A 23305-nucleotide genomic window follows, 5' to 3' on the forward strand; every position below is an offset into this window, starting at 1 on the left:
CGAGTGGCATCGGCACTCCTGGGCACCGCCCGGATCGGACCGCCTCGACCCGTTGCCGCGGCTGGCCGAAGCCGTGGACCCGCCGTCCTCGACCAATGGAGGTTCCCTCATGTCGACGGCAGTTGATTTCGCCGCACGTTTGATCGATCCCGCGGCCATCAAGGCAGCCGGTCATAGTGCTGTCCTGGTCTACGTATCACCGAGCAGACCCGGAGCCGGTCTCGGCGCCAAGCCGGTGACCAAGGAATACGCCGATCGCCTCAAAGCCGTTGGCCTCGAGATTGTTTCGATATGGCAGTACGGCAAGCCCGGTAATGCCCAGGCACCCTCGGACTGGACCACAGGCTACGACGGCGGGCATCGGATGGGCCGTCAGGCCAGGGAAATCCATTCCGCTGCCGGCGGGTCCGACCGGTGCCCGATCTTCTTCGCGGTGGACGAGGACATCGGGCTGAACGAATGGAACGACCGGGCGGTCGACTTCTTCCGGGGTGTCAACGACTCGATCGGGCGGGAGTGGACCGGCATCTACGGCTCGTCGAAGGTGTGCGCCTGGGCCATCGAAGACGGCGTGATCGGCCGGACTTTCGAGGGCCGGTCCTGGGCCTGGCAGACCCGCGCATGGTCCGGCAACCGGCTCGATACCCCGGAAGCCGTCCTCTATCAGCGCGTCATCGATACCCCCTCCAATCCGGGCCCGCTCATCGACGGCAGCTCGGTCGACGTCAACGACATCTTGGCTGCCGACTTCGGGCAGTGGTCCATCGATCGCGCTGCGACGCAAGGAGAACCCATCGTGAACGCTCCCGAATACACCGAACTCGACAGGTTCGGAAACTCCCACTCGGACCGCTGGGGCGCTCGAATCACCAACTTCGTGCTGCACACCCAGGAAGGCAACGGCACAGCCGAATCGCTGGCGGCATATCTCAACAACACGGCCAACGGCGTCTCGTATCACTACACGCTCGCGGATGGGATCGTCTGCGATGTCGTCGATACCGATTACGCGTCGTGGTCGGTCCTGGATGCGAACAGCCATACGATCAATCTCTGCTTCGCGGGCAGCCGGGCGTCCTGGTCGAGGGACGAATGGTTGGCCATCGAAGAAGATCTTCGGATTGCAGCTTGGTTGGCCGTTCAGGACGCGAAGAAGTATGGCTTCGCCACCGATGTCATCGCCCCGCCGTATACGCGCAGGGACGGTATCACCGACCATAAGTACGTGACCGAGTGCCTCGGGATCGGTACTCATATCGACGTTGGCTGGAACTTCCCCTGGGGTGTCTTCGAGAGCCACGTCCGAGAGTTCACCGGTGGCGCGCTGGTAGCCGGAGAAATCGGTGCGAAGGCGGCCGAATCGCCCTGGCTGGGCCCGCGGCTGGGCCCCGAAGGCGAAATGAAGACAGCCGACGGTGTGGGCCGCTTTGTTCAGTTCGAGAACGGATACATCTATTGGCATCCGACCACCGGTGCGCATCCGATCCCGGAATCGTTGTTCGAGAAATACGCGGAAATAGGTTGGGAAGCCGGGCCTTTGGGCTATCCGATCACCGATCACACCGTGTTGCGCGACCCGAAGGACGAAGAATGGGGCGAGGTGCAGGGCTTCCAGAACGGGGCTCTCTACCGGCGTAACGGTCGGCCGGCGTACTGGGTGCATGGCGAAATCCGTGAGCGATGGAACCGGAGCGGATTCGAGAACGGGCCACTCGGCTGGCCGACATCCGACGAAATCCCCTTCGACACCGGGACCTACCAGGAGTTCGAAAACGGCCGGATCTACTGGACACCGAAACCGACGCTCGCCCTCCGGACGACCGGCGGACGCGACGAGCCGCTGCTCGATACTCCCTGAGCGCGGCTCGGGTGGCCCTCGCGTCCGTCGGGGCCTGTCCTCGTCGTGTCGGACCGGAGTCCGGCAGATCCTGTTGCAGGCATTATTGCGGCCGGGAGTTGTTGGGTGCCAACGGCACTCGCCCGTTGACTCGGCGCCTACAGGTCGGACGGGGGTTGCAGACTGATGCGGTCGGCGAGGGCGTCGACGGAGTCTGCGTCGGCGTATGCCTCGGTGGTCAGTTCGAGGAGGGCGGCCCACCGGTTGATTCGGGGTGTCCAGCGTTGGATGAAGGCGTGGGCGTGTTCGATCTCGCCCAAGGTGCCGTGTTGCTGTGCGCGAACTGCGGCTTCGGTGGCGGCTTGCGCGGTGTTCTGGGCGAGCGCTAGTTGTTCTCGGCAATGGTCGGGGTCTGGGACCTCTTCGCGGACGGTGTCGGCCTCGACTCGCAGGTTGAGGATGAGCCCGGCCAGACGAGGGTCGGCCGGCCCCGACCGAGGGGCGGAGGTTCCTGCGGCGATGGCTTTGTCACGACGTTCGCGTCTGCGCCTCTCGTGCTTCTCGGCCAACACCAACTGCTTGCGGTAGGCGTCGGTGTCCTCGACGGTGACTACGGGATACGTCAACGTTGCTGTGGTCGAAAGTCTTTCGACGCCGTTGCCGTCCCGGACGACCAGGGTTAGCTGTTCCAGGGGTGGGGCAGGGTCTGGCTGGCCGTCGAGGCGGGCGTCGAGTACGTCGTTTCTGTATTCGATCAGGGTGTCTTTCCCGACACGGTCGAGTACTGCGGTACCGACCTCGATGTGGTCACCACACGTGCGGCCGGTGCACGGGTCGGGAGCACCGAACTCTCCGATGCCGGTATCGACAAGGGATTCCCCGTGCGGACCGCGGCCCACGATCGCCCAGCTGTAGGTGCTGGACTGCCCTGCTGCGGCCCGCGCCGCATGGCTGTCAGACATGGCCCGACCGTACTTCATAACTCTGATGAGAATCCGGCTGTTCGTCGACGGGTCGGGTCGACGATGACGGCCGTAGTCCTCGACGTCACGATGACCACAACGGTGGACGAGGTTGAACTCCGGGGTGGGTCGCACGCCCATCCCAGAGTTTTGTCGTGCGTTTGTCGTCGATGCGCCTGCTCGATCAGGCGGCCTCGATTCCTCGCCGGCGTTTGGGCCGATCACGTCGATCAACCGGTATCGGTCATACCTCGGCCGCGTGTCGGCCTGTCACGAAGATCGGTGCGCTGCGCCCGTCGCCACCCCAGCCGGCGGTGAGGGTGTTGGCTGATTCGGGTGGGAGGGCGCCGCTGCCGTGTGGTTCAGCAACTTGTACGTCGCGGCGATGCCGTGCTGTCCGAGGTAGGTCAGGGGCGGGGAGGATGAGGGTGTCGGCGCGCGGGTCGGCGCGCACCGTGATGAGGAACTCCTCGAGGGAGCCGTAACGATTCAGAACACTGTCCAGCAGCCGCGCTGCGGCGTTGCTCGGTCCCATGCCGTACATATGCCCACCCGACGTCTGGTTCAACCCTGCCAACTTCCGGCGTCATGCATGGTCAGCATTATCACTGGAAGCAGCCACATTTGTCATCCGTTTACGGCGGATTGGTCAAGCAGGGACCATCGTCTGCGGTCAGATCCGCTAGTTGCCGGAGAATGTCTGAAAATTAGCGAGTAGAACTGTTCACAGCGGCCGCCCTGTGGTGGCCCGGGCCACCAAGGTGGGCTGCACCATCACCGACGACACCGGCAGCCGGTGCACCATGGCGAGCATCGTCTCGGCCGCGCGCATACCCATCTCCCGGATCGGGCAGCCGACGGTCGACAGCGGCACCGTCAACTCGCGGCTGATCGGAATGTCGTTGTAGCCCAAGACCGATACCTCACGGCCCGGGGTGAGCCCGCGCTCGCGCAGCACGCCGAGCACGCCCATCGCGCAGTCGTCGTTCATCGCGAAGATCGCGGTGGGGGCGTCGGGACGGTCCAGTAGCCACTGCGCGCCGCGGCGGCCCGCCGCGACATCGAAGCCTTCTTCGTAAATTCGTTCCGATGGCAGCACCACCCCGCCGGCGGCCAGCGCGGCCCGGAGTTGCATTACGCCGCTCGCGGGATCAACGGCCCCATCGGCGATCTGCTGTTCCCGATCCACCACGGCATCCTCTACTACCCGGGCATCGAGGTGCTGCCGCCGTTCGTGCTGTACGGCACCGACCGGATGACCGGCGAAGACTACCCCGACGTCGCCAAAGCCTGGGAGCAGCGCTTGCTCACCCTGGAGTCGACCGAGCCGATCGAGTTTCGGCGGCAGAACTTCGGCGACTACGAGATCCCCTCGCTGCACCTGAAGCAGGGACTGGAGCCCGCGGGCCGCACGGGTTTCGGGCTGCACGTGCGCGGATAATCTGATGCGTGGCTGACAGCCGGGTGATCGCGGTGTCGAACAACACCGAATGCCCGGCCTGAGCTGCTTTGACTCCGAGCCACTGCCAGGTGGGTCTTGCCGATGCCGACGGTCCCAGCAGGATCACGTTCCCGGCTTTGGGGACGAACGCGGTAGTTGCCATGTGCGCCAACACGTCGCGGCGTGACCACCGAGACCGTAGTTCTGCTCCTCGCGTGTATGGCCCTGCGTCTTCGATCCCGTGCGGCCGGCGAGGATCACGCGGCGACGGACTGGGCGATCCTCGAATCGGCGATCTTCGCCACGCCGGTTGTCTGTCTCGCCTTGTTCGGCATCTACGCATTGTTCTGGCCAGCGGCGATGGCGTTCTACTGTGCGGTGCTCGCCGCGCCGGTGGTCGCCCTGTCCATGGGCTACTTCCCGATCGCTTTGTTGCGGCGCAGCCACGCGGACAAGGCCGTTGGCGCCGTCCAACCGGTCGGCGCAATGTAGTTGCACTGCTGTGGATTTCGCGCCAACGAATGGCTTCGACCTATTGCCGAGGCACGGTAGTCGGCACGACGGATCACTCGAGTCGTTCGTTGAGAATCCGGGCGATCTGGGCGACCGCCGCAGGCTCGGTCATTGCCAGGTGCGTCGAATTGATGCAAAAGTTCGAAATCTGGCCGCGGACAAAGGGCACCCATCCCCGGTGACCGGCGGCCTCGGATCGCCTTTCGATTGTCGCGGTGAAGTACAGCAGGTCGCTGTCCAAGACCGGGGGCTGCCAGTCACCGACGGCCCGGATCGATAGGTTGTAGGTGTCGGTCAGGCGTTCGATCATTGCGGCGTCGATATCGACACTGTCTCCCAGGCGCCCTCCGATCAGCTCGGCGGCTTGTTCCGCTGTCGCGTCAGGACTCACGAAATCGATTCCCATGACCGGGCCGAGGTTGCTTATCAGCTCCCCTGGTGTGACCGAGCGGGTACTCGAAGCGTCGATACCGTCGGCTTCGGAGTCCAGCATCGCCAAGAGAGCGACCTGCTCACCGGCGGCGCGCATCTCGACGGCGACGGCATGCGCGATCAGCCCACCCAGCGACCAGCCGAGAAGGTGATAGGGGCCGTGTGGCTGGACCGTTCGGATCTCGTCGTAGTAGCGCTTGGCGATTTCTTCGATCGATATCGGACCGGGGTCTTCGCCGCCGATCTGCGGCGCCTGAATGCCGTATATCGGTTGACCGGCGGATATGTACTGGTCGAGTGTGTAATAGCACCATGCCAGTCCCGAAGCGGGATGGATACAGAACAGCGGTGGTCGCCGGCTGCCGGTCCGGATCGGTAGAAGTATGTCGAATCCGAGGGCGGTCCGGTCGGTGACGTCGTGACCGAAGCGCATGCCGAATTCGATCCGCTTCGCGAGGTCGGCGGGACTCGGGTCCGACAACATCCAGCGAACCGGAACCTCGTAGTCGAGTACTCTCTTCAACTCGCTCACCACCTGCACCGAACGCAGTGAGTTACCGCCCAAGGCATAGAAGTCGTCGTCGGCTCCCACTCGCTCCACGCCGAGCACCTGTTCAAAGGCTCGGGCGACCTCCCCTTCGAGCCATGACGAGGGCTCCCTGAACTCTCCTACCGCGATCACGGGATCCGGCAGCCCCGTGCGGTCCAGCTTGCCCGACGCGGTGAGTGGCACAGTATCGAGTACCACCATCGTGGTGGGCATCATATATCCGGGCAGTTCGGTAGCCGCGTGTGCCAGAACCTCGCCGGTGTCGATCGTGGAACCGGCGGCGGGGACGAGGTAGCCGACGAGGCGCTCCACCGCACCGGCGGAGCGCACCACAGCGATCGCCCGGGCGATGCCGGGGTGCTCGGCGAGTACTGCCTCGATTTCACCGAGTTCGATGCGCAGGCCGCGCAGCTTCACCTGGAAATCGGTGCGGCCCAGGTATTCCAATTCGCCGGTCCGGCGCCAGCGCACCAAGTCGCCGGTGCGGTACAGGCGCCGTCCGTCACCGTACGGGTCGGGCACGAACCGTTCCGCGGTGAGGCCCGGACGTGACTGATAGCCGCGCGCGAGCTGGGTGCCCGCCAAGTACAGCTCCCCGGCGACACCGGGCGGTACCGGATGTAACCGGTTGTCGAGTACGTATGCCCGCGCGTTCCATACCGGTGTGCCCATCGGCATGGTCCCGCTGTCGGCTTCGGTCACCCGATGCGCGGTCGCACACACGGTGAACTCGGTTGGCCCGTACAGATTGTGCAACTCGACCCCGGGCACTATTCGCCGCACCGCGGCCACCACCTCGGGGCCGAATGCCTCACCGCCCACCAGGAGCGTCCGCACCGATTCCAGCGACTCCGCAGGCGCCGCGTCCGCAAATACCGCCAGCATCGACGGCACGAGCGCGGTGATCGTGACCCGCTGGGTGGCAATGGTTTCGGCGAGATAGGCCGGGTCGGTATGCCCGTCGGCTCGCGCGATCACCAGCCGCGCCCCCACCGCCAGTGTCGCAAACAGCTCCCACACCGACATGTCGAACGTGGCCGGGGACTTCTGCAGCACGACGTCATTCGGCGTCAGTGCGTAGGTCCCGCTGACCCACCGCACCTGGTTGACCACCGAACAATGCGATACCGCAACACCTTTCGGTCGCCCGGTCGACCCCGAAGTGAAGAGCACGTATGCGACGTTGTACGGTCGCAGCGGTGCGAGCCGATCGGCGTCGCTGACCGGCGCGTCATCGAATCCGGACAGCTCCAGCCCATCGAGGGATGACAGCTCCAGCACCGGTGCGGCGGTCGTCAGCATGTACTCGATGCGTTCGGCCGGATAATCGGGATCGACCGGTATGTACCCACCGCCGGCGGCGTGCACCGCGTACATGGCGGTGACCTGGTCCAGTGAACGCCGCATCCGCAGCGCCACCAACGACTCCGGACCCACTCCGCGGGAGATCAACCACCGCGCCAACCGGAATACGCGCGACGCGAACTCCGCATAGGTCAGCGACTGTTCACCGAATATCATCGCGGGCCGGTTCGCGTGCACTTGTGCCGAGGAGACGAACATCGACGCGAGTGTCTCGTTCGGAACGAGTGCGTGATCGGTCGAATTCCACTGCACCAGAACGGCTTCCCGTTCGCCGGTGTCGAGCAGGTCCACGTCGCCGACCGGTTGCGCGGGGTCTGCCACCACCGCGTCGAGCAACCGCAGCAGGCGATCGACGATGGTGGTCACAGTCGCCGGGTCGAACAGGTCGGTCGCGTAGATCACCCCACCGGTGATGCCGGCCGGGGCGCCGGCGGTGTCGTAGGTATCCGATACCGTGACCTGCAGGTCGAACAGCGAAGTACCGGTATCGGCTTCCATGGCAGACACCGACAGCCCCGGCAACTCGAAGTCGGTCCTGGCGAGATTCTGGAACGCCAGCATCACTTGGAACAAGGGGTGGTGCGCTTGGGAGCGTACCGGGTTCAGCTCCTGCACCAGCCGTTCGAAGGGCACGTCCGCGTGCCCGAACGCGGCCAGATCGGTGCCCCGAACCTGCTCGAGCAACTGTGTGAACGACATTCCGGAAGTCAGACGGGTCCGCAATACGAGGGTGTTGACGAACATGCCGACCAGATCGTCGAGTTCGGGCTCGCCACGGCCCGCGTAGGGAGTGCCGATCGCGATGTCGTCGGTACCGGTCAGGCGAGCCAGCGTGGCAGCCAATGCCGCGTGGAAGACCATGAACAGCGTCGTATTGTGCGATCGCGCGATCCGCAGCAGTCCCGCGTGGAGATCGGCGTCGACAGTCATCGGTATGCTCGCACCCGCATAGGACTGTGTCGGCGGACGCGGTCGGTCGGTCGGAAGTTCCAGCAACGCAGGCAGATCCGCCAGCTGCGTCGTCCAGTAGTCGATCTGCGCACGCAGCAACGATTCGGGGTCGTGTTCGGTCCCCAGCACCGTTCGCTGCCAGATCGAGTAGTCCGCGTACTGCACCGGGAGCGGTGGCCAGGCCGGCGTCTCGTCCTGCAGCCGTGCCGCGTAGGCGATCATCATGTCCCGCGCGAGTGGGCCGAGCGACGACCCGTCGCCGCAGATGTGGTGCATCACAACGGCCAGAACCCACTCGTCCGGCTCGAGCTCGAACAGGCGTGCCCGGAACGGCACCTCGACCGTCACATCGAACGCTGTCGATACGAGAGCCGACACCGACTCGGCCAGTTCGGGTTCCGCGAGCGGGGTCACGGCCATCGGCGGAATTGCCTGCGCGACGGGCAGAACGACCTGCGCCGGATCACCTGCCACTTGCGGGTACACGGTCCGCAGCACCTCGTGCCGGGTCACCACATCGCCGATCGCCGCGTGCAGCGCGTCGATATGCAGCTGTCCGGACAGACGTATCGCGATCGGGATGTTGTAGGCGGGCGAGTCGGGCTCGAACCGGTTCAGGAACCACATCCGCTGCTGCGCGTACGACAACGGGATATGGCGCGGGCGCGGCTGTGCGGTCAACGCCACGCGGCCGGTGTCGGCGTGGGATTCGGCGCGCGCGGCCAATCTTTCGACCGTCGGCGCCTCGAAGATCATCGCTACCGGGACGTTCGTGTCGAGCGCGGCGCCGATCCGGGCGGCCGCCCGGATGGCTACCAGGCTGTTGCCACCCAGTTCGAAGAAGTCGTCGTCGGCGCCCACGGTGCCGTTGACGCCGAGCACCTCGGCGAACACACCCGCCACGATCTCCTCTACCGGTGCAGCCGGGGCCCGGAATCGCTTGGTCTGGGCGACGGGTGCGGGCAGCGCCTTACGGTCGAGTTTTCCGCTCGGCGACAGAGGGATTTCGTCGAGGACCATCACGGCGGCGGGCACCATATACGACGGCAGCACCTCGGTCAGTGCCGCACGCAACTCCTCGGCCGACACGGTCGCCTCCGCAACCGGCGCCACGTAAGACACCAGCATCACAGGACCTGCACCCGCACGACGCGGCACTGTCACCGCGAACGCCACCTCCGCGCGCGCCCCCAACACCGCATCGATCTCCCCGAGTTCGACCCGGAAACCGCGGACCTTCACCTGAAAATCGTTACGTCCCATGAACTCCAAGGCGCCGACGGTATTCCACCGCACCACATCGCCGGTGCGGTACACGCGGGATCCCGGTTCCCCGAACGGGTGTGCCACAAACCGCGCCGCGGACATGCCCGCCCTGTTCACGTACCCGCGCGCCAGCGCCGGGCCGGCCAGATACAACTCTCCGCTCACCCCTACCGGTACCGGCTGCAACCGGGTATCCAACACCAGAGCCTGAATTCCGGGCAGCGGAGCGCCGATCGTCGGCGGGTCGCCCGGTCGCAGCCGCTCGGTCGCAGTGGCGATTATCGTTGTCTCCGTCGGTCCGTACAACACTCGGAACTGCCTGGTCCCGCTGATATCGGTGCCCGCCCAACGGTTCACCAGGTCCGCCGGGACCTCGTCACCGCCGGACATCACGACCCGTAAGTCGTCCAGCCCTGCCGGATCCACCGAAGCCAATGCGGCAGGGGTGACGAATGCGTGCGTGATCCGCTGCACGCGGAGGAGCTCAGCCAGCTCGTTTCCGCCGCGCATCCCCGCCTGCGCCACCACCAGTGCGGACGCACGACTGACTGCCAGCAGGATCTCCAGCAGTGAGGCGTCGAATGAGGTCGACGCGAAATGTAGTACCCGGGACGTGGGCCCGAGGTCGTGGTCGGCGCGCTGCGCCGAGACGTATCCGATGACGCCGGAATGTGTGACGGCGACGCCCTTCGGCACTCCGGTGGATCCCGAGGTGAAGACTACCCAGGCCACATTCGAGGTCCGCAGCGGCCGCAGCCGCTCCCCATCACCGATCGTTCCTCCGGCCAGCGCATCGATCCGCGCTACCACGGTGGTGTCGTCGAGCACGATCCAGTCCACAGAATCGGGCAACGCGGCGCGCGCGGACGATACCGTCACCCCCAGTACCGCACCCGAATCCGACACCATCTGTTCGATCCGGCCTGCGGGATAGCTGGGATCCACCGGCACGTACGCCGCTCCCGATTTCGCCACCGCCCACCATGCGACTACGGACTCCACCGACCGCGGTGCCGCCATGACAACCGCACACCCCGGTCCGGCCCCGAGGCGGATCAGGTGTCGCGCCAGCCGATTCGACCGTTCGTCGAGCTCCGTATACGACAACTCGGTATTCTCCGACACCACGGCCACACCGTCGCCGTTGTCCCGGACGGCCGCGGTGAGCACCTCCGGCAACAGCACCGGTGACGCCGCGGCTTGCGAGCCCACCCGCGAAAGCAGCTCCACCCGCTCGTCCGCGTACAGCCAATCGATATCCCCGGTCGCCACCGCCGGATCCTCGGTGATCGCTTCCAGAACCCGCACCAATCGGCGGACGAACCCCGTTACCGTCACCTCGTCGAAAAGATCACGCGCATACATCATCATTCCCGAGATACCGTGTGTCACACCGGCTTTCCCATACGAATCGGATATCACCAGTTGCAGGTCGAACTGGCTTGTCCCGGTATCCAGATCCGCCCGTGACACCGCGACATCGGGCAGCACGACCTCAACCGTCGGCATGTTCTGGAACGCGAGCGCGACCTGGAACAAGGGATGCTGCGCCGCTGATCGCTCCGGATGCAGTTCCTCCACGACACGCTCGAACGGTACATCCGCATGCTCGAACGCCTGCAGGTCCACCTCTCGAGTCCGCTTCAGTAGGTCCGCGAACGACTCGCTCCCATCAACTGGAGTTCGCAGTGCCAGTGTGTTCACGAACATCCCCACCAGATCATCCAGACCTGGTTCGCCGCGACCCGCGACCGGGGTTCCTATCACCACGTCATCGCTGCCGCTCAACCGCGCGAGTACCACTGCCAATGCGGCATGCACCACCATGAACAGCGACGCCCCCCGCGATCGGGCCAAGTCCAATAGCCGCCCGTGCAATTTCGGACCGATCTCGACCGGCACCCGTCCACCCGCCTGCGATGCCACCGCCGGACGGGCGTGGTCCGTCGGCAGATCCAGCCGATCCGGCGCGTCGGCCAACGTCGACCGCCAGAACGCCAACTGCGCGGACATCAAGGAGGCCGCATCATCTGCCGCCCCGAGAACCTGCCGCTGCCACAATGCGAAATCCGCGTACTGCACTGCCAAGGGTTGCCATACCGGCGCATGTCCGGCCACCCGCGCCGCGTACGCCACCATCACATCACGGGCCAGCGGCCCCATGGACTGTCCATCACCGGCGATGTGATGGACAACCAACACCAACGTGAACTGCTCGATGCCACCGTCGGCCTCCGGTTCGACCTTGAACAATCCCACGCGCATCGGCACCTGCGCGGTCACATCGAACCCGGCCCGCACGAATTCGCCGACCACATCGCGGACCGAACTCGCCTGCACCCGCACCGGATCCACCGTGACCCCCGGCTCATCCAGAATCACCTGCCGTGGCTCGCCGTCGGTCTCCGGGTATATCGTCCGTAACACCTCGTGGCGTCCGATGACGTCCCTGATCGCTGCCCCGAGAGCCGCGAAGTCCAATCGCCCGGACAACCGCAGCATCACCGGGATGTTGTATACGGCCGACTCCGGCTCGAACCGGTTCAGGAACCACATCCGTTGCTGGGCCAGTGAGAGGGGCACCGGATCGGGCCGCACCGCCGCTGTCAACGGCACTCGGCCCCCACCGCTGAGCGATCCCGCGAGCTCCGCGAAGCCCCCTACGGTGGGCGTCTCGAACAACGACCGCACCGGTATCCGTACATCCAAGGCGGCCCCCACCCGCGCCACCACCAGCGACGCACTCAGCGAATCACCACCCAGTGCGAAGAAGTCGTCATCGACCCCGACCCGGTCCACGTGGAGCACCTGCTCGAACGCCGTCGCGACGACTGCTTCCACCCACGACGACGGGGCCCTGAAAACCCGAGCAGCGAAAACGGGCTCCGGCAAGCGCTCGCGATCCAGTTTCCCGTTCGAGGTCAGCGGAACGTCGCCGAGCACCATCACCACGGCCGGCACCATGTACGCGGGCAGTACCTCGGTCAACGCCGCACGCAACTCCTCACCCGATACAGTCTTCCCCGCCGACGGCATCACATAGGACGCCAACGTCACCGGCCGCCGATCGTCGCCACGCGGCACGGTGACCGCGAATGCCACATCCGAACGCGCACCGAGCGCTGCGTCGATCTCACTCAACTCGACCCGAGCGCCGCGCACTTTCACCTGAAAATCGTTGCGCCCCAAGAACTCCAAATGCTCGTCCGGGTTCCGCCGCACCATATCACCGGTGCGGTACATCCGGCGGCCCGGTTCCCCGAATGGACATGCGACGAACCGTGCCGCACTCAACCCCGCGTTGCCGATATACCCGTCGGCCAGACCTGGGCCGAACAGATGGAGTTCGCCCGCGACGCCCAGCGGCACCGGCCGCAACCAGGTATCGAGGACCGCGGCTGCGACGGCGCCAACCGGCCTACCGATCGTGATCGGAGCGCCGGGCCTGAGCGCGTCGGTTCCGGTAGCCCAGATAGTGCTTTCGGTCGGCCCGTAGAGGTTGACCATGGTGCGATCCGGCGCCCACTGGTCGACCAGTTCCGGGCCGACCGGTTCTCCGGCCGTTGCCAGCACGCGCAGCTCGGCGAGGCCGTCCCGGGGGACTGTCGCCAGTGCCGATGGCGTCAGCACCGCGTGCGAGATATGTTCGCGCCGCATCAGATCCGCGAGCTCGCGGCCGCCGTACACATCTGGTGGTGATACGACCAGCCGTCCGCCCGAGCCGTGCGCCATCAACAGCTCGAATACCGAGGCGTCGAAGCTCGGCGAGGCGACCTGCAGTACGGTCGATGTGCGGTCGACGTCGAGTACCCGGCGCTGCGCCGAGACGACATCGGCCAGGCCACGATGACTGACCAGCACCCCCTTGGGTGTTCCCGTCGATCCGGACGTGTAGATCACATATGCTGTCCGATCTATCCGAATCGGACCCCCACGTTCGGAATCGGTGATCGGCGCGGCAGAAACCGAGTCCATACCGCGGAGAGTCTGTTCGTCATCGATGATCAGCCAGTCGATGTCATCGGGCAGATTCGTGGAGCCGGTGACAGTCAGCCCTAGCGAGGCGTTCGAGTCCGACACCAGGAACTCGACACGCTCGGGCGGGAGGATCGGATCGATCGGCACGAAGGCGGCGCCTGCTTTCGCGACAGCCCATATCGCGACAATCCCTTCCAGGGAGCGCGGGAGCGCGCAGGCGAGAACGGCCTGCGGCCGACCAGTGCGCCGAAGCACGATTCGAGCGAGCCGATTGGACCTCTCATCGAGCTGGCGGTAAGTCAGGGTGGCACCGCCATATGCCGCCGCGATCGCGTCGGGTCGGCGGGCAGCGGATGCCGTGAGTATCTCGTGCAACGCTCCCGGGCTGAACTGGTCATCTCTGGTAGGAGGCCACAAAGGACCAGGTTCGTCGTTCAGTGCGATCGCGCTCGGCCGACCGGCCGGATTCTCGGCGATCCAATAGACCAACTCGACAAACCGGTCGAGGATTTCACGCGCCCGAGCTGGGGCGAATTCGGGCTCGAGGAATCGGAGGGTGATCTGCAGTCCCTGCGCGCCGCCGGGCTCAGCCTCCTGAGGCGCGACGACGAGGCTCAGCGGATATGGGGTGGCGTCGATACCGGTGATGTCTTCGACGTGCAGGCCCGCCGAATCGACCAGTTGCTGCAACGCTGGCCGGTCGAGGGGGAACGACTGGAAACCGAGTGCGGTGTCGAAGAGTTCGGATACTCCGGCACTGCGGTGAATGTCGGGTAGACCGACGTAGTGGTGGTCCAGCATGCTGGCGTGCTGCGCCTGAATTCGGATCAGCAACTCCCGCACCGATACCGCGGGTTCGAGCCGGACGCGGACGGGAATCGTATTCAGGAACATGCCGAGCGTTTGGTCCACCATCGGCAACTGCGGTGGCCGGCCGGACACCGCGGAGCCGAAGATCACCTCGGTCTCACCCGTCAGTATGCGCAGATTCAGTGCCCAAGCCGCAGCCAGGACGGTGTTGATGGTGACAGCTGCGTCCGCTGCCGCCGCACGCAGCTGTCCGAACCGATTCGCTGACAGCTCGACGCTGACCTCGGCGGCCGACGCGGAGTCTGCTGGGCCGGCTCCGCGGGCCACCCGGGTGGGTGAATCCACATCCGAATAGGCCTGCGCCCACGCGGCTTTGGATGCGGCGAGATCCTGTTGGCGCAGCCAGATCAGGTAGTCGCGGTAGGAGGGCGCAGGTCCGACGGCTTCGATACGTGACGGTGATCCGTAGTATTCGAGCAGGTCTCGCATCAGCAACGGCATCGACCAACCGTCGAGGATTACATGGTGATTCGTGACGAGCAGCCGGAAAATGTTCGAATCGACATGGATCAGCGTGAATCGAATCAGCGGAGGAGCCGACAGGTCGAATCCTGCCGCCGCGTCCGCTGCCGCGAAAGCGCCTATGTCGGCGGGGAGTTCCGAATCGCCGATGTCGGCTAGATCAACCTCCCGGAACTGAACCTCGGCGTGGTTCAGCACGATCTGGCACGGTCCCGCGGCCGTTTCCGCAAATGCGGCACGCAGGATATCGTGCCGGTCCACTACCGCCTGAGCGGCACGCCGCAGGCGTTCGGCGTCGATCTCTCCGGAGAATCCGATCATCGTCTGAACGGTGTAATTGTCCGAGGTGTCCGGGTCGAACATCGAGTGGAAGTGGATCCCGGATTGCATCGGCGACAGTGGCCACACGTCGGACAAGGCGTGATACTGCTTCTCGAGTCGCTCGATGTCCGATTGTGTGAGCGCGACCAGCGGGAAGTCCGACGGCCGATATGCGCGGCCCTCGGCCCGGACCCCCGCCTGGAGGCCGGATTGTTCCTCGATCGGCACGGGTGCCCGATCGCCGCGCGCTATTGCCGCGAGGGCGGCGACCGTCTTGCCTTCGAACACATTTCGGGGAGTGATGTCGAGCCCGGCGGATCTCGCCAATGCCACCAGCCGCATCGAGAGGATGCTGTCGCCGCCGAGGGTGAAGAAGTTGCTCTCCGCCGAGACATTGTCCAGATGCAGCACATCGGCGAAGAGTTGCGCCATGACCTGCTCCGCAGGCGTGGACGGCGGCCTGCCACCCACACTCTCCGATTCGAAGGCGCGCTCCCGCAGTGCATTCCGGTCGATCTTGCCCGTGCGGGTGAGCGGCATCGAGTCGAGTTCGATGATCGCGGTGGGATTCATGTAGTAGATCAGCGTGCTCGCGAGATCATCGTGCAGTGCCGGCACATCCAGAGCCACACCCGGGGCGGAAACCACATATGACACCAGAACCGGTTCGCCGGCGGGCCCTTCTTGCGCGACGGTGGCGACGCTCGCCACAGCGGCATGCCGTGCCAGGTGGGCATCGATGTCCCCCAGCTCGATCCGCAGGCCGTGAATCTTGACCTGTTGATCGTTGCGTCCCAGGTAGTCCAACTCCAACCCTGTGCGACCCCGCACCCACCGTATGGAATCGCCGGTGCGGTAGATCCGCTGCCCGTGTCCGGACACTGGATCCGCGACGAAGCGGGACGCGGTCGCGCCCGGTCGATCGAAGTAACCTCGGGCAAGTCCGGGCCCTCCGATATAGAGTTCGCCGGCCACCCCGACCGGCACCGGCCGCAGCCACATATCGAGAACCGCCACCGACACACCACGGATCGGGCTCCCCATCGATACCGGTTCGCCGGGCCGCAAGACATCTGAGCCTGTTGCCCAGATCGTGCATTCAGTCGGTCCGTAATGATTCATCAGCCGACGCCCGTGCCCCCACCGGTTCATGGTGTCCGATCCGGTCGCTTCGCCCACGACTGCGACCGATTCGAGGGAGCGAAGCCCGGACGGATCCATCGTGTTGAGTACGGAGGGGGTGATGATCGCATGCGAAACCTTCTCCGTCCGCAGCAAATCCGCGAGATCGCTTCCGGCGTACACCTGTGGCGGTGCTACCACGAGGCAGGCGCCGCTACTGTGTGCCAGCAGCAACTCCGACAAGCACGCGTCGAACCCCGGCGAGGCGACCTGCAACACCACCGAATCGGCATCCGCACCGAAGGCTTCGGCTTGCGCGGCGACGAGGTCGGCCAAACCTCGATGACTGAGCTGAACCGCTTTCGGTTTGCCGGTCGATCCGGACGTATAGATCACATACGCCGTATGGTCTGGCAGCAGCCTGCCTGCCACAGCGGGGGTGCTGGCCGAGCGAGACAGATCTTCCTCGGCGTCGGGGACCAACCAGTCGACTGTGTCCGGAAGGCGCGGTGCGCCGGCGCTGGTCGTCACGCCCAGCCCGCAGCGGCAGTCGGACAGCAACTCCGCGAGCCGCTCGGAGGGATTATCCGGATCCAGCGGGACGAAGGCGGCGCCTGTCCTTGCTACCGCCCAGATCGCCACGACCAGTTCGACAGAACGAGGAATGGCCAATGCGACGAACGACTCGGGGCGAGCGCCGCGGCCGATCAGCAGCTCGGCGAGCTCGTCCGCGCGACGGGCGAGCTCACGATAGGTCAATGCGGTGTCACCGCAGCGGACAGCCGCCGCGTCCGGATACCGGCACGCGGTTTTCCACAGGATCTCGCGGAGCGTGAGCTCCTCGACCGGTGACTCGCTTCGGGCCGAAAGTAGTTCGGTGCGTTCGGAATCCCAGCACGACGAGATCGCGGCGGTCTTCTTTGCGGGATCGGTCACGATCTGCGTGAGGATCGATTCGAATCGTTCGAGCAGCGTGCGGGCATCCTCCGAACCGAGCCGGTCGGTGGAGAATCTCAACGTCACCGTGAATGCGTCCGGCTCGCTGGTATCGGATCGCCCGTCGCGAATCGGCCGCGGTGGGGTCACTTGCAGACTCAGCGGGTATGGCGTGGCGTCGTGTGCTCGGAGATCGACGAGCCGCAAACCGGCGTCACCGAGAGTGCGTGCCAGCCCATCCCGATCCAGCGGGTAGGACTCGAGCACTGTCACTGTATCGAACATATCGGCGAGCCCGGTCGCCCGTTGCAACTCCGCCAGGCCGATGTGCCGGTGATCCAGCATTGCGACTTGCTCGGCTTGCACCCGAACGAGTAGATCGGCGACAGTCTCGTTGGGGTCGAGCCGGATTCGTACGGGCACAGTGTTGATGAACAGGCCGACCATCTGCTCCACACCCGGGATCTGCGGTGGTCGGTCCGACACCGTGTTGCCGAACACCACGTCCGACCGGCCGGTCGGGACCGTGAGCAGCAATGCCCACGCCACCTGCATGGACGTATTGGCGGTGACGCCATGGGAGCGGGAGAGACCGATAACCGCAGCGGTGGTCGCGACGTCGAGGTTCAGGCCGACTTCGCCGTTGTGCGCGGTGACAGTTCGATCCGGCTCGCCCATGACCCGCGTCGGACTCTCGATTCCGGCGAGCGTCTGACGCCACGCGGTTATTGCGGCGTCACGATCTCGAGTGTGCAGCCACTGTAGGTAGTCCCGGTAGGACCGAGGGGGCGCGAGCGCGGCCGTATCGCCCTCGGATATGTACAGCGAGAGCAACTCGCCGATCAGCAAGGGCATCGACCAGCCGTCCAGCACGATGTGGTGGTTGGTGACCAGCAGCTGGAACTCATCGGCGCCGATACGGACGAGGTGGAAACGCACCAGCGGCGGACGAGCCGGATCGAACGGCTCCGAGGCTGCCGCGGCGAGTCGCTGGAGTTCGCGCTCGCGAGCACCGGCATCGCGGATATCGGTGATATCCGATTGACGCCAATCGACCTGGGTGTCGCTCAGCACGATCTGGTGTGGCCCGTCGGTGCTCTCGACAAAAGCGGTCCGGAGGCTGTCGTGCCGGCCGATCAGCGCCTGCGCAGCCTGCCGCATCCGTTCGGCATGAACCTTGCCGGCAAGCGTCAGCGCGGCCTGGACGATATAGCCGTCGACGCCGTCATCGTCGTAGATGGCGTGGAACAGCAGTCCGGACTGCAACGCAGTGAGTGGCCACACATCGGTCATCGACGGGTATTCCCGCAACCAGCGGTCGATTTCGTGCTGCGATGCCACCACGAGCGGGAAGTCCGAGGCAGTGAATCCGCCAGCGGTTTCGGATCGGACGTGTCGGGCAAGCGCCCGCAACGCCTGCGCCCACAGCCCGGCGAGCTCGTCGACATCTGCGGTGCCCAGCACCTGAGCGGCGAAATCCCATGTCGCGTCCAGTTCGATCCCGTCGGAGCGCTGTTCGGCGATCACATTGAGATCGAGCACGGCCGGCAGTGCCATCCGCGGGTCGCTCGTCGCGGTCAGTGCGGTGAATTCCGTCGTCGGGGTCCATGCCCCCGAGTGTTCGCGGGCACTCACCCTCCCCAAATAGTTGACGCTGATCTGAGGTTCTCGCGAACTCCCGAGCTCGGCGCGACCCACGGGATCGAGCCGGCGCAGCATTCCGTAGCCGATACCGTTGTCCGGCACCGCTCGTCGCTGCTCCTTCACCTGCTTGATCGCGAGTCCCGCGGCTGCGCCACCGGCGAACGCCTCATCGAGATCAACGCCTCGCAGTTGGATGAAGACCGGGAACCGTGTAGTGAACCAGCCCACGGTGGCGTCGAGTTCGGCTCCCGGCACAGCGTGTTCCTCGCGGCCATGCCCCTCCAGCGAGATCACCTGTCCGTCGGCCACCATGCCGCGCCTTCGCCGCCACAGTCCCAGTGCCAGTACCAGCGCCGCCAGCAACGGGTCATTGGCACTTCCGTGAAAGCGAGCCGGAATGGTCGTGAGAATCGCCTCTGCAACATCTGCCGGGATACGCGTCCGGATCCGGTCCCCGGTCGCCGTGACGTCACGATCGGGATCCAAATGCCGCGACCCGAGTAGCTGATCTTCCTGCTCGAGAACGTTTTTCCACAGGTCGAGTTCCGTCGAACGCCTGCCCGCCGCCTGCTCGACCAGACCGTGAACCCAGCGCCGGACCGAGGTCGTGCCCGAGCCGAAGTGCGGGTCATGGCCATCGCAGACGTACTGCCAGGCCTGCGCGAGGTCGCTGAGGATGATCCGCCACGACACAGCGTCGACAGCGAGGTGATGAACGACAAGCCACATCAGATCAGGGCCCGCGCCCGCGTCATCTTCCATCCAGACGAATTGAACGAGAACACCGTTGCTCGGGTCCAATCGATCGGCGGCTGCTTGCAGATGCCAGTCGACTTCTGCGGCATCGCGCCGTTCGAGCCGAACCCGGACGAGGGCCGCGTCGGCATCGACCGCTGCCGGATCGGGTACATCGAGGTACTGATCAACCGACTCGGCGCCGCACAACACCGCGCGCAACATATCGTGGCGGTCCAGCAGCGATTGCAGTGCGCGCACGAGCCGCACTCGATCGACCCGCTGCGGAAGTTCAACGAGAGCGGCTTGCGCAAACCGATCGAAGTGTCCTCGCTCGAGCATCGCGTGCGTGATCGGCGACAGCGGCATCGACCCCACGCCGCGGCCGGGCAACTCGACAAGCTGGGGCTTGTCGCCGGCCTGCGTCGCTGTGGCGGCCAAACCCGCGACGGTCTTGCGCTCGAACACATCCTGCGTGGAAAAAGCCAAGCCAGCGGCCTTGGCCCGCGCCACCAGCTGAATCGACAGAATGCTGTCGCCGCCGAGAGCGAAGAAGCTGTCGTCCGCTCCGACCTGCCGCACTCCGAGCACCTCGACGAACAGCCCTGCTACCAGGCTTTCCCGGGGTGTGGCCGGCGGACGACCGACCGGTGCGGTCCCGAAAGCAGGGGCAGGCAGAGCGCTGCGATCGAGCTTGCCGAACGAATTCACCGGCAGGCTGTCCAGCAGCACGACCACCGCCGGGACCATATGGGGCGGCAGGGACTCGCCGGCGAAGCGCTCGAGTTCGAGCGGATCGATCCGACGACCGCGAACGGGGACGACGTAGGACGCGAGAACGGTCGCGCCGGCGTTGTTGCGCACCGGCATCGTGACGGAAAGATCTACATCATCGTGTCCGGTGAGCGCGGCGTCTATCTCGCCGGGCTCGATCCGGTACCCGCGAATCTTGATCTGAAAGTCGCTGCGCCCCAACAACTCCAGCCGCATACTGGAATCTCCGCTCGCCCAGCGCGCGATATCGCCGGTCCGATAGATCCGCGCACCCGGACCGCCGTAGGGATCGGCGACGAACCGGGCTGCGGTCTCCCCGAATAGATGACTGTAGCCTCGCGCCAAACCCGGTCCGGCCAGATACAACTCACCCGGGGTCCCCTTGGGCACCGGTTGCAGTGCGGAATCGAGAACCATGGCCGATACACCACGTATGGGGCCGCCGACGGTGCGACCACCCTCGGGACTCATCGCGACGCCCGCGGCGGTCACAGTGGTTTCGGTGGGCCCGTATTCGTTGTACACGGACCCTGTACGCATCCACCGCTCGATCACGTGCGGTGGACACACGTCACCACCGACCACGACCACGCGCAACTCGGTCAGCTGGTCCGGGTCGACGGTCGCCAGCATCGCGGGCGTCAGCGTCAGGTGGGTCACACCCTCGTCAGCGAGTAGTCGGGTGAGCGGCTCACCGCCGATCACATCGGGAGGGGTGATCACCAGCGTGGATCCATTTGCGAAGCAGGTCAGGAACTGTTCCATGGAGGCGTCGAAACTCGGCGACAGTGCGTAGGACACGCGGGCGGTCGTGTCGACACCGTAGGCTTCGCTGCGGTCGGCGATGAGGTTCGCAAGTCCGGTATGTGTGACCTGGACGCCTTTCGGCCGTCCGGTGGATCCCGACGTGTAAGTCACATACGCGAGGTTGGACGCTCGCAGCGGCCGGATCCGCTCATCGTCGGCAATCGGCCCGTCGGCTGCGGCATCGCATTCCCGCAGGGCCGCGGCATCATCGAGAACCACTCGGCGCACTTGCCTCGGAAACCGCCCACCATAGGCGCTGATGGTGATTCCCACTCGCGCGCCACTGTCAGCGATCACGTGCTCGATACGCTTGGGCGGGTACTCCGGGTCCACTTGCACAATCGCGGCCCCGCATTTCGCTACCGCCCACGCCGCGATGATCGACTCGACCGAGCGTCTGAGCACGATCGCTACCGCCGTGTCCGGACCGCACGCCAGAGCTATCAGCTGGCGGGCCAATTGGGAGGATCTGGTGTCCAGCTCGCCATATGTCAAGGTCCGGCCGGCCGAGGCGATCGCGCTCGCACTACGGTAGCGATGTGCGCTGTCTGCCAGGATGTCGGGTAGCAGCTGTGTTCCGGCGCTGCTCGGTCCCCGCACGGGCACCAGCGCGGATCGTTCCTGTGCCTCGAGTAGCGGCAGACTGCTGACCGGGCGTGCCGTTCCCCCGGCGAGGAACTCGTGCACGAACATGAGGAACCGCTTGTGGTGACCAGCGAGTTCTTCGGGGCTGTAGACATTCGGATTCCCCTGGAAGTCGATATGAGTACTGCTCTTACCCGCTCCCGGGTAGATATTGACAAACAGGTCGGCGGTAGGCCCTGACGTCAAGACGTTCAGGCGTCCTGTCGTATCACCGAGCACGACTTCGTTCTCGATCATCATGAGGTTCACGGCAGGTCCGAAGGACGCGGCCTCATCGCGCGCGATCCCCATATCGCGGAATATGTCCTCCTGGCGGTAGCGCTGTCGCCGAAGGGCACTCGTCAACTCACTTTGAGTGGCAGCGATCAGCTCACCAACGCTGCGGAAGGCGACCCGCACTCGCAGCGGAACCACATTCGCTACCATCCCCCCCGAACGTCGCAGCACGGCGGAGTGCCGACCCGAAACCGGCAGGCTCAGAAGCACTTCATCGCTTCGGGTCATCCGGGCGAGATAGGCCGCGAACGCCGCGACGATGATCGGAGCTACGCTGGTGCCGCGCTCGCGCACGACGTTGTCCAGCAGACGCGCGGTCTCGTCCGGCAAGGGCGCGCTGACAAGCGCCGGATGAATGGTGGGCTTGCTCACTCGACCGGCCAGACTGACGACGGGCGGCGCGCCGGCCAGGTGCTCGGTCCAGTATTTGCGGTCGTTGTCGAAACGCGCCGAACCTCGGTACGCCAGATCCTGATCGATGATGTCTGCGAGGCTGTTCGCCGTCGATGGCGGGGCCTGTTCGAAATTGACCCAAGCGTTGTACAACTCGGTTATCCGGTGCAGCATTGTCACCGCGGCGTATCCATCCAGCGCGATATGGTGGGCCCGCAGATACCACAGGAAGTGATCCGATCCGACCTGGAACACAACACTTTTCATTAGGAAGTCGTTCAGCAAGTCCAGCGGGGCGGAATAGTCCTCAGCCATCAGCCGGTGGGCAGTCGCAACAGGGTCGGCATACCGGCGCAAGTCCATGACCGATACCGGAGAGCCGTCCGCTTCATCGATGAACTGGCATGGTTCGCCGTCGATTTCGATCAGGCGCACATGTCCGGATCCGAACTCGCGACTGGCGGTATTGCACGCCTTGACGAGCAATTCGGGTTTCAATTCACCAACGATCTCGACATACTGGGCCACAGATATCGGTGACGTGCCGGCGAGATGCTGGGCGAACCATATACCCCGCTGCGCCGCAGACAGCCGAAGAACGTCGAAGGGTGGCGAACCTGCGAACTCCTTACCGTTGTGGGGAGTGCCGGAACCACTACCGGAAACCTGATGCCCGGGAAACGTGGATGAACCGATCTGCGATGAAATCGACCACTTCGAATCGCTGCCAGAGTCACGCTGGGGTTGGGGCACCTGACCTCCAGGGAATGCGTCGATTTCAGAAGCCGACCAATGTCACTAGGCCGCTCCTGCGCGGGGTCGGCACATCGCTCAGCGATGTGTACCAGATTCCAGCCGAATGGCGCCGAATGCCGTTCAGGCGAGCAATGTGTATCGCCATGAAGACAGCACGACTCACGGCGCGCATGACACTCACAGCGGAGCAACCAGGCCTGATGGGGATGGAGGCCCTGTGAGCGACTGCCCGCAATCTCCGGTCACGAGGGGACCGTCGCAAAGTATCG

General features: G+C 65.1%; 7 protein-coding genes. 3 read left to right on the top strand and 4 right to left on the bottom strand.

The genetic code is table 11. The features are described from left to right. Positions 1 to 109: 109 nt before the first annotated feature. Entirely contained in the window at positions 110 to 1858 is a 1749-nt protein-coding gene (locus OG874_RS13620) for a glycoside hydrolase domain-containing protein (protein ID WP_330255496.1), read from the top strand. 137 nt (positions 1859 to 1995) lie between these two features. Here OG874_RS13620 and OG874_RS13625 read toward each other — a convergent pair whose 3' ends face one another. The 3 genes from OG874_RS13625 to OG874_RS13635 form a co-directional block, all read right to left on the bottom strand. Beyond that, positions 1996 to 2799: a hypothetical protein gene (locus tag OG874_RS13625; RefSeq protein WP_330255497.1), complete on the bottom strand. Its 804-nt coding sequence runs from the start codon at positions 2797 to 2799 to the stop codon at positions 1996 to 1998. Positions 2800 to 3043: 244 nt separating this feature from the next. After that, positions 3044 to 3367: a hypothetical protein gene (locus OG874_RS13630; RefSeq protein WP_330255498.1), complete on the bottom strand. Its 324-nt coding sequence runs from the start codon at positions 3365 to 3367 to the stop codon at positions 3044 to 3046. 156 nt (positions 3368 to 3523) lie between these two features. Then, the gene (locus OG874_RS13635) at positions 3524 to 3934 is read right to left on the bottom strand and encodes a LacI family DNA-binding transcriptional regulator (RefSeq protein WP_330255499.1); all 411 of its coding nucleotides are present in this window, start codon (positions 3932 to 3934) and stop codon (positions 3524 to 3526) included. Between OG874_RS13635 and OG874_RS13640 the strand changes: the two genes are divergently transcribed. Together OG874_RS13640 and OG874_RS13645 are read left to right on the top strand one after the other, a co-directional pair. Next, a complete protein-coding gene (locus OG874_RS13640) occupies positions 3929 to 4240 on the top strand; it encodes a hypothetical protein (protein ID WP_330255500.1) in 312 nt (103 codons plus the stop codon). The genes OG874_RS13635 and OG874_RS13640 overlap by 6 nt on opposite strands. Before the next feature lie 183 nt (positions 4241 to 4423). Then, positions 4424 to 4732, top strand: a complete 309-nt coding sequence (locus OG874_RS13645; protein WP_330255501.1) for a hypothetical protein — start codon at positions 4424 to 4426, stop codon at positions 4730 to 4732. A 73-nt stretch (positions 4733 to 4805) separates the two neighbouring features. On the opposite strand, the gene OG874_RS13650 is transcribed toward OG874_RS13645, so the two are convergent. Then, positions 4806 to 23033 (bottom strand): amino acid adenylation domain-containing protein, encoded by an 18228-nt coding sequence (locus OG874_RS13650; protein WP_330255502.1) that lies wholly within the window; start codon positions 23031 to 23033, stop codon positions 4806 to 4808. Positions 23034 to 23305: the final 272 nt, after the last annotated feature.

Origin of the sequence: Nocardia sp. NBC_00565 (assembly GCF_036345915.1) — a bacterium.
In the GTDB taxonomy this organism is placed as follows: Bacteria; Actinomycetota; Actinomycetes; order Mycobacteriales; family Mycobacteriaceae; genus Nocardia.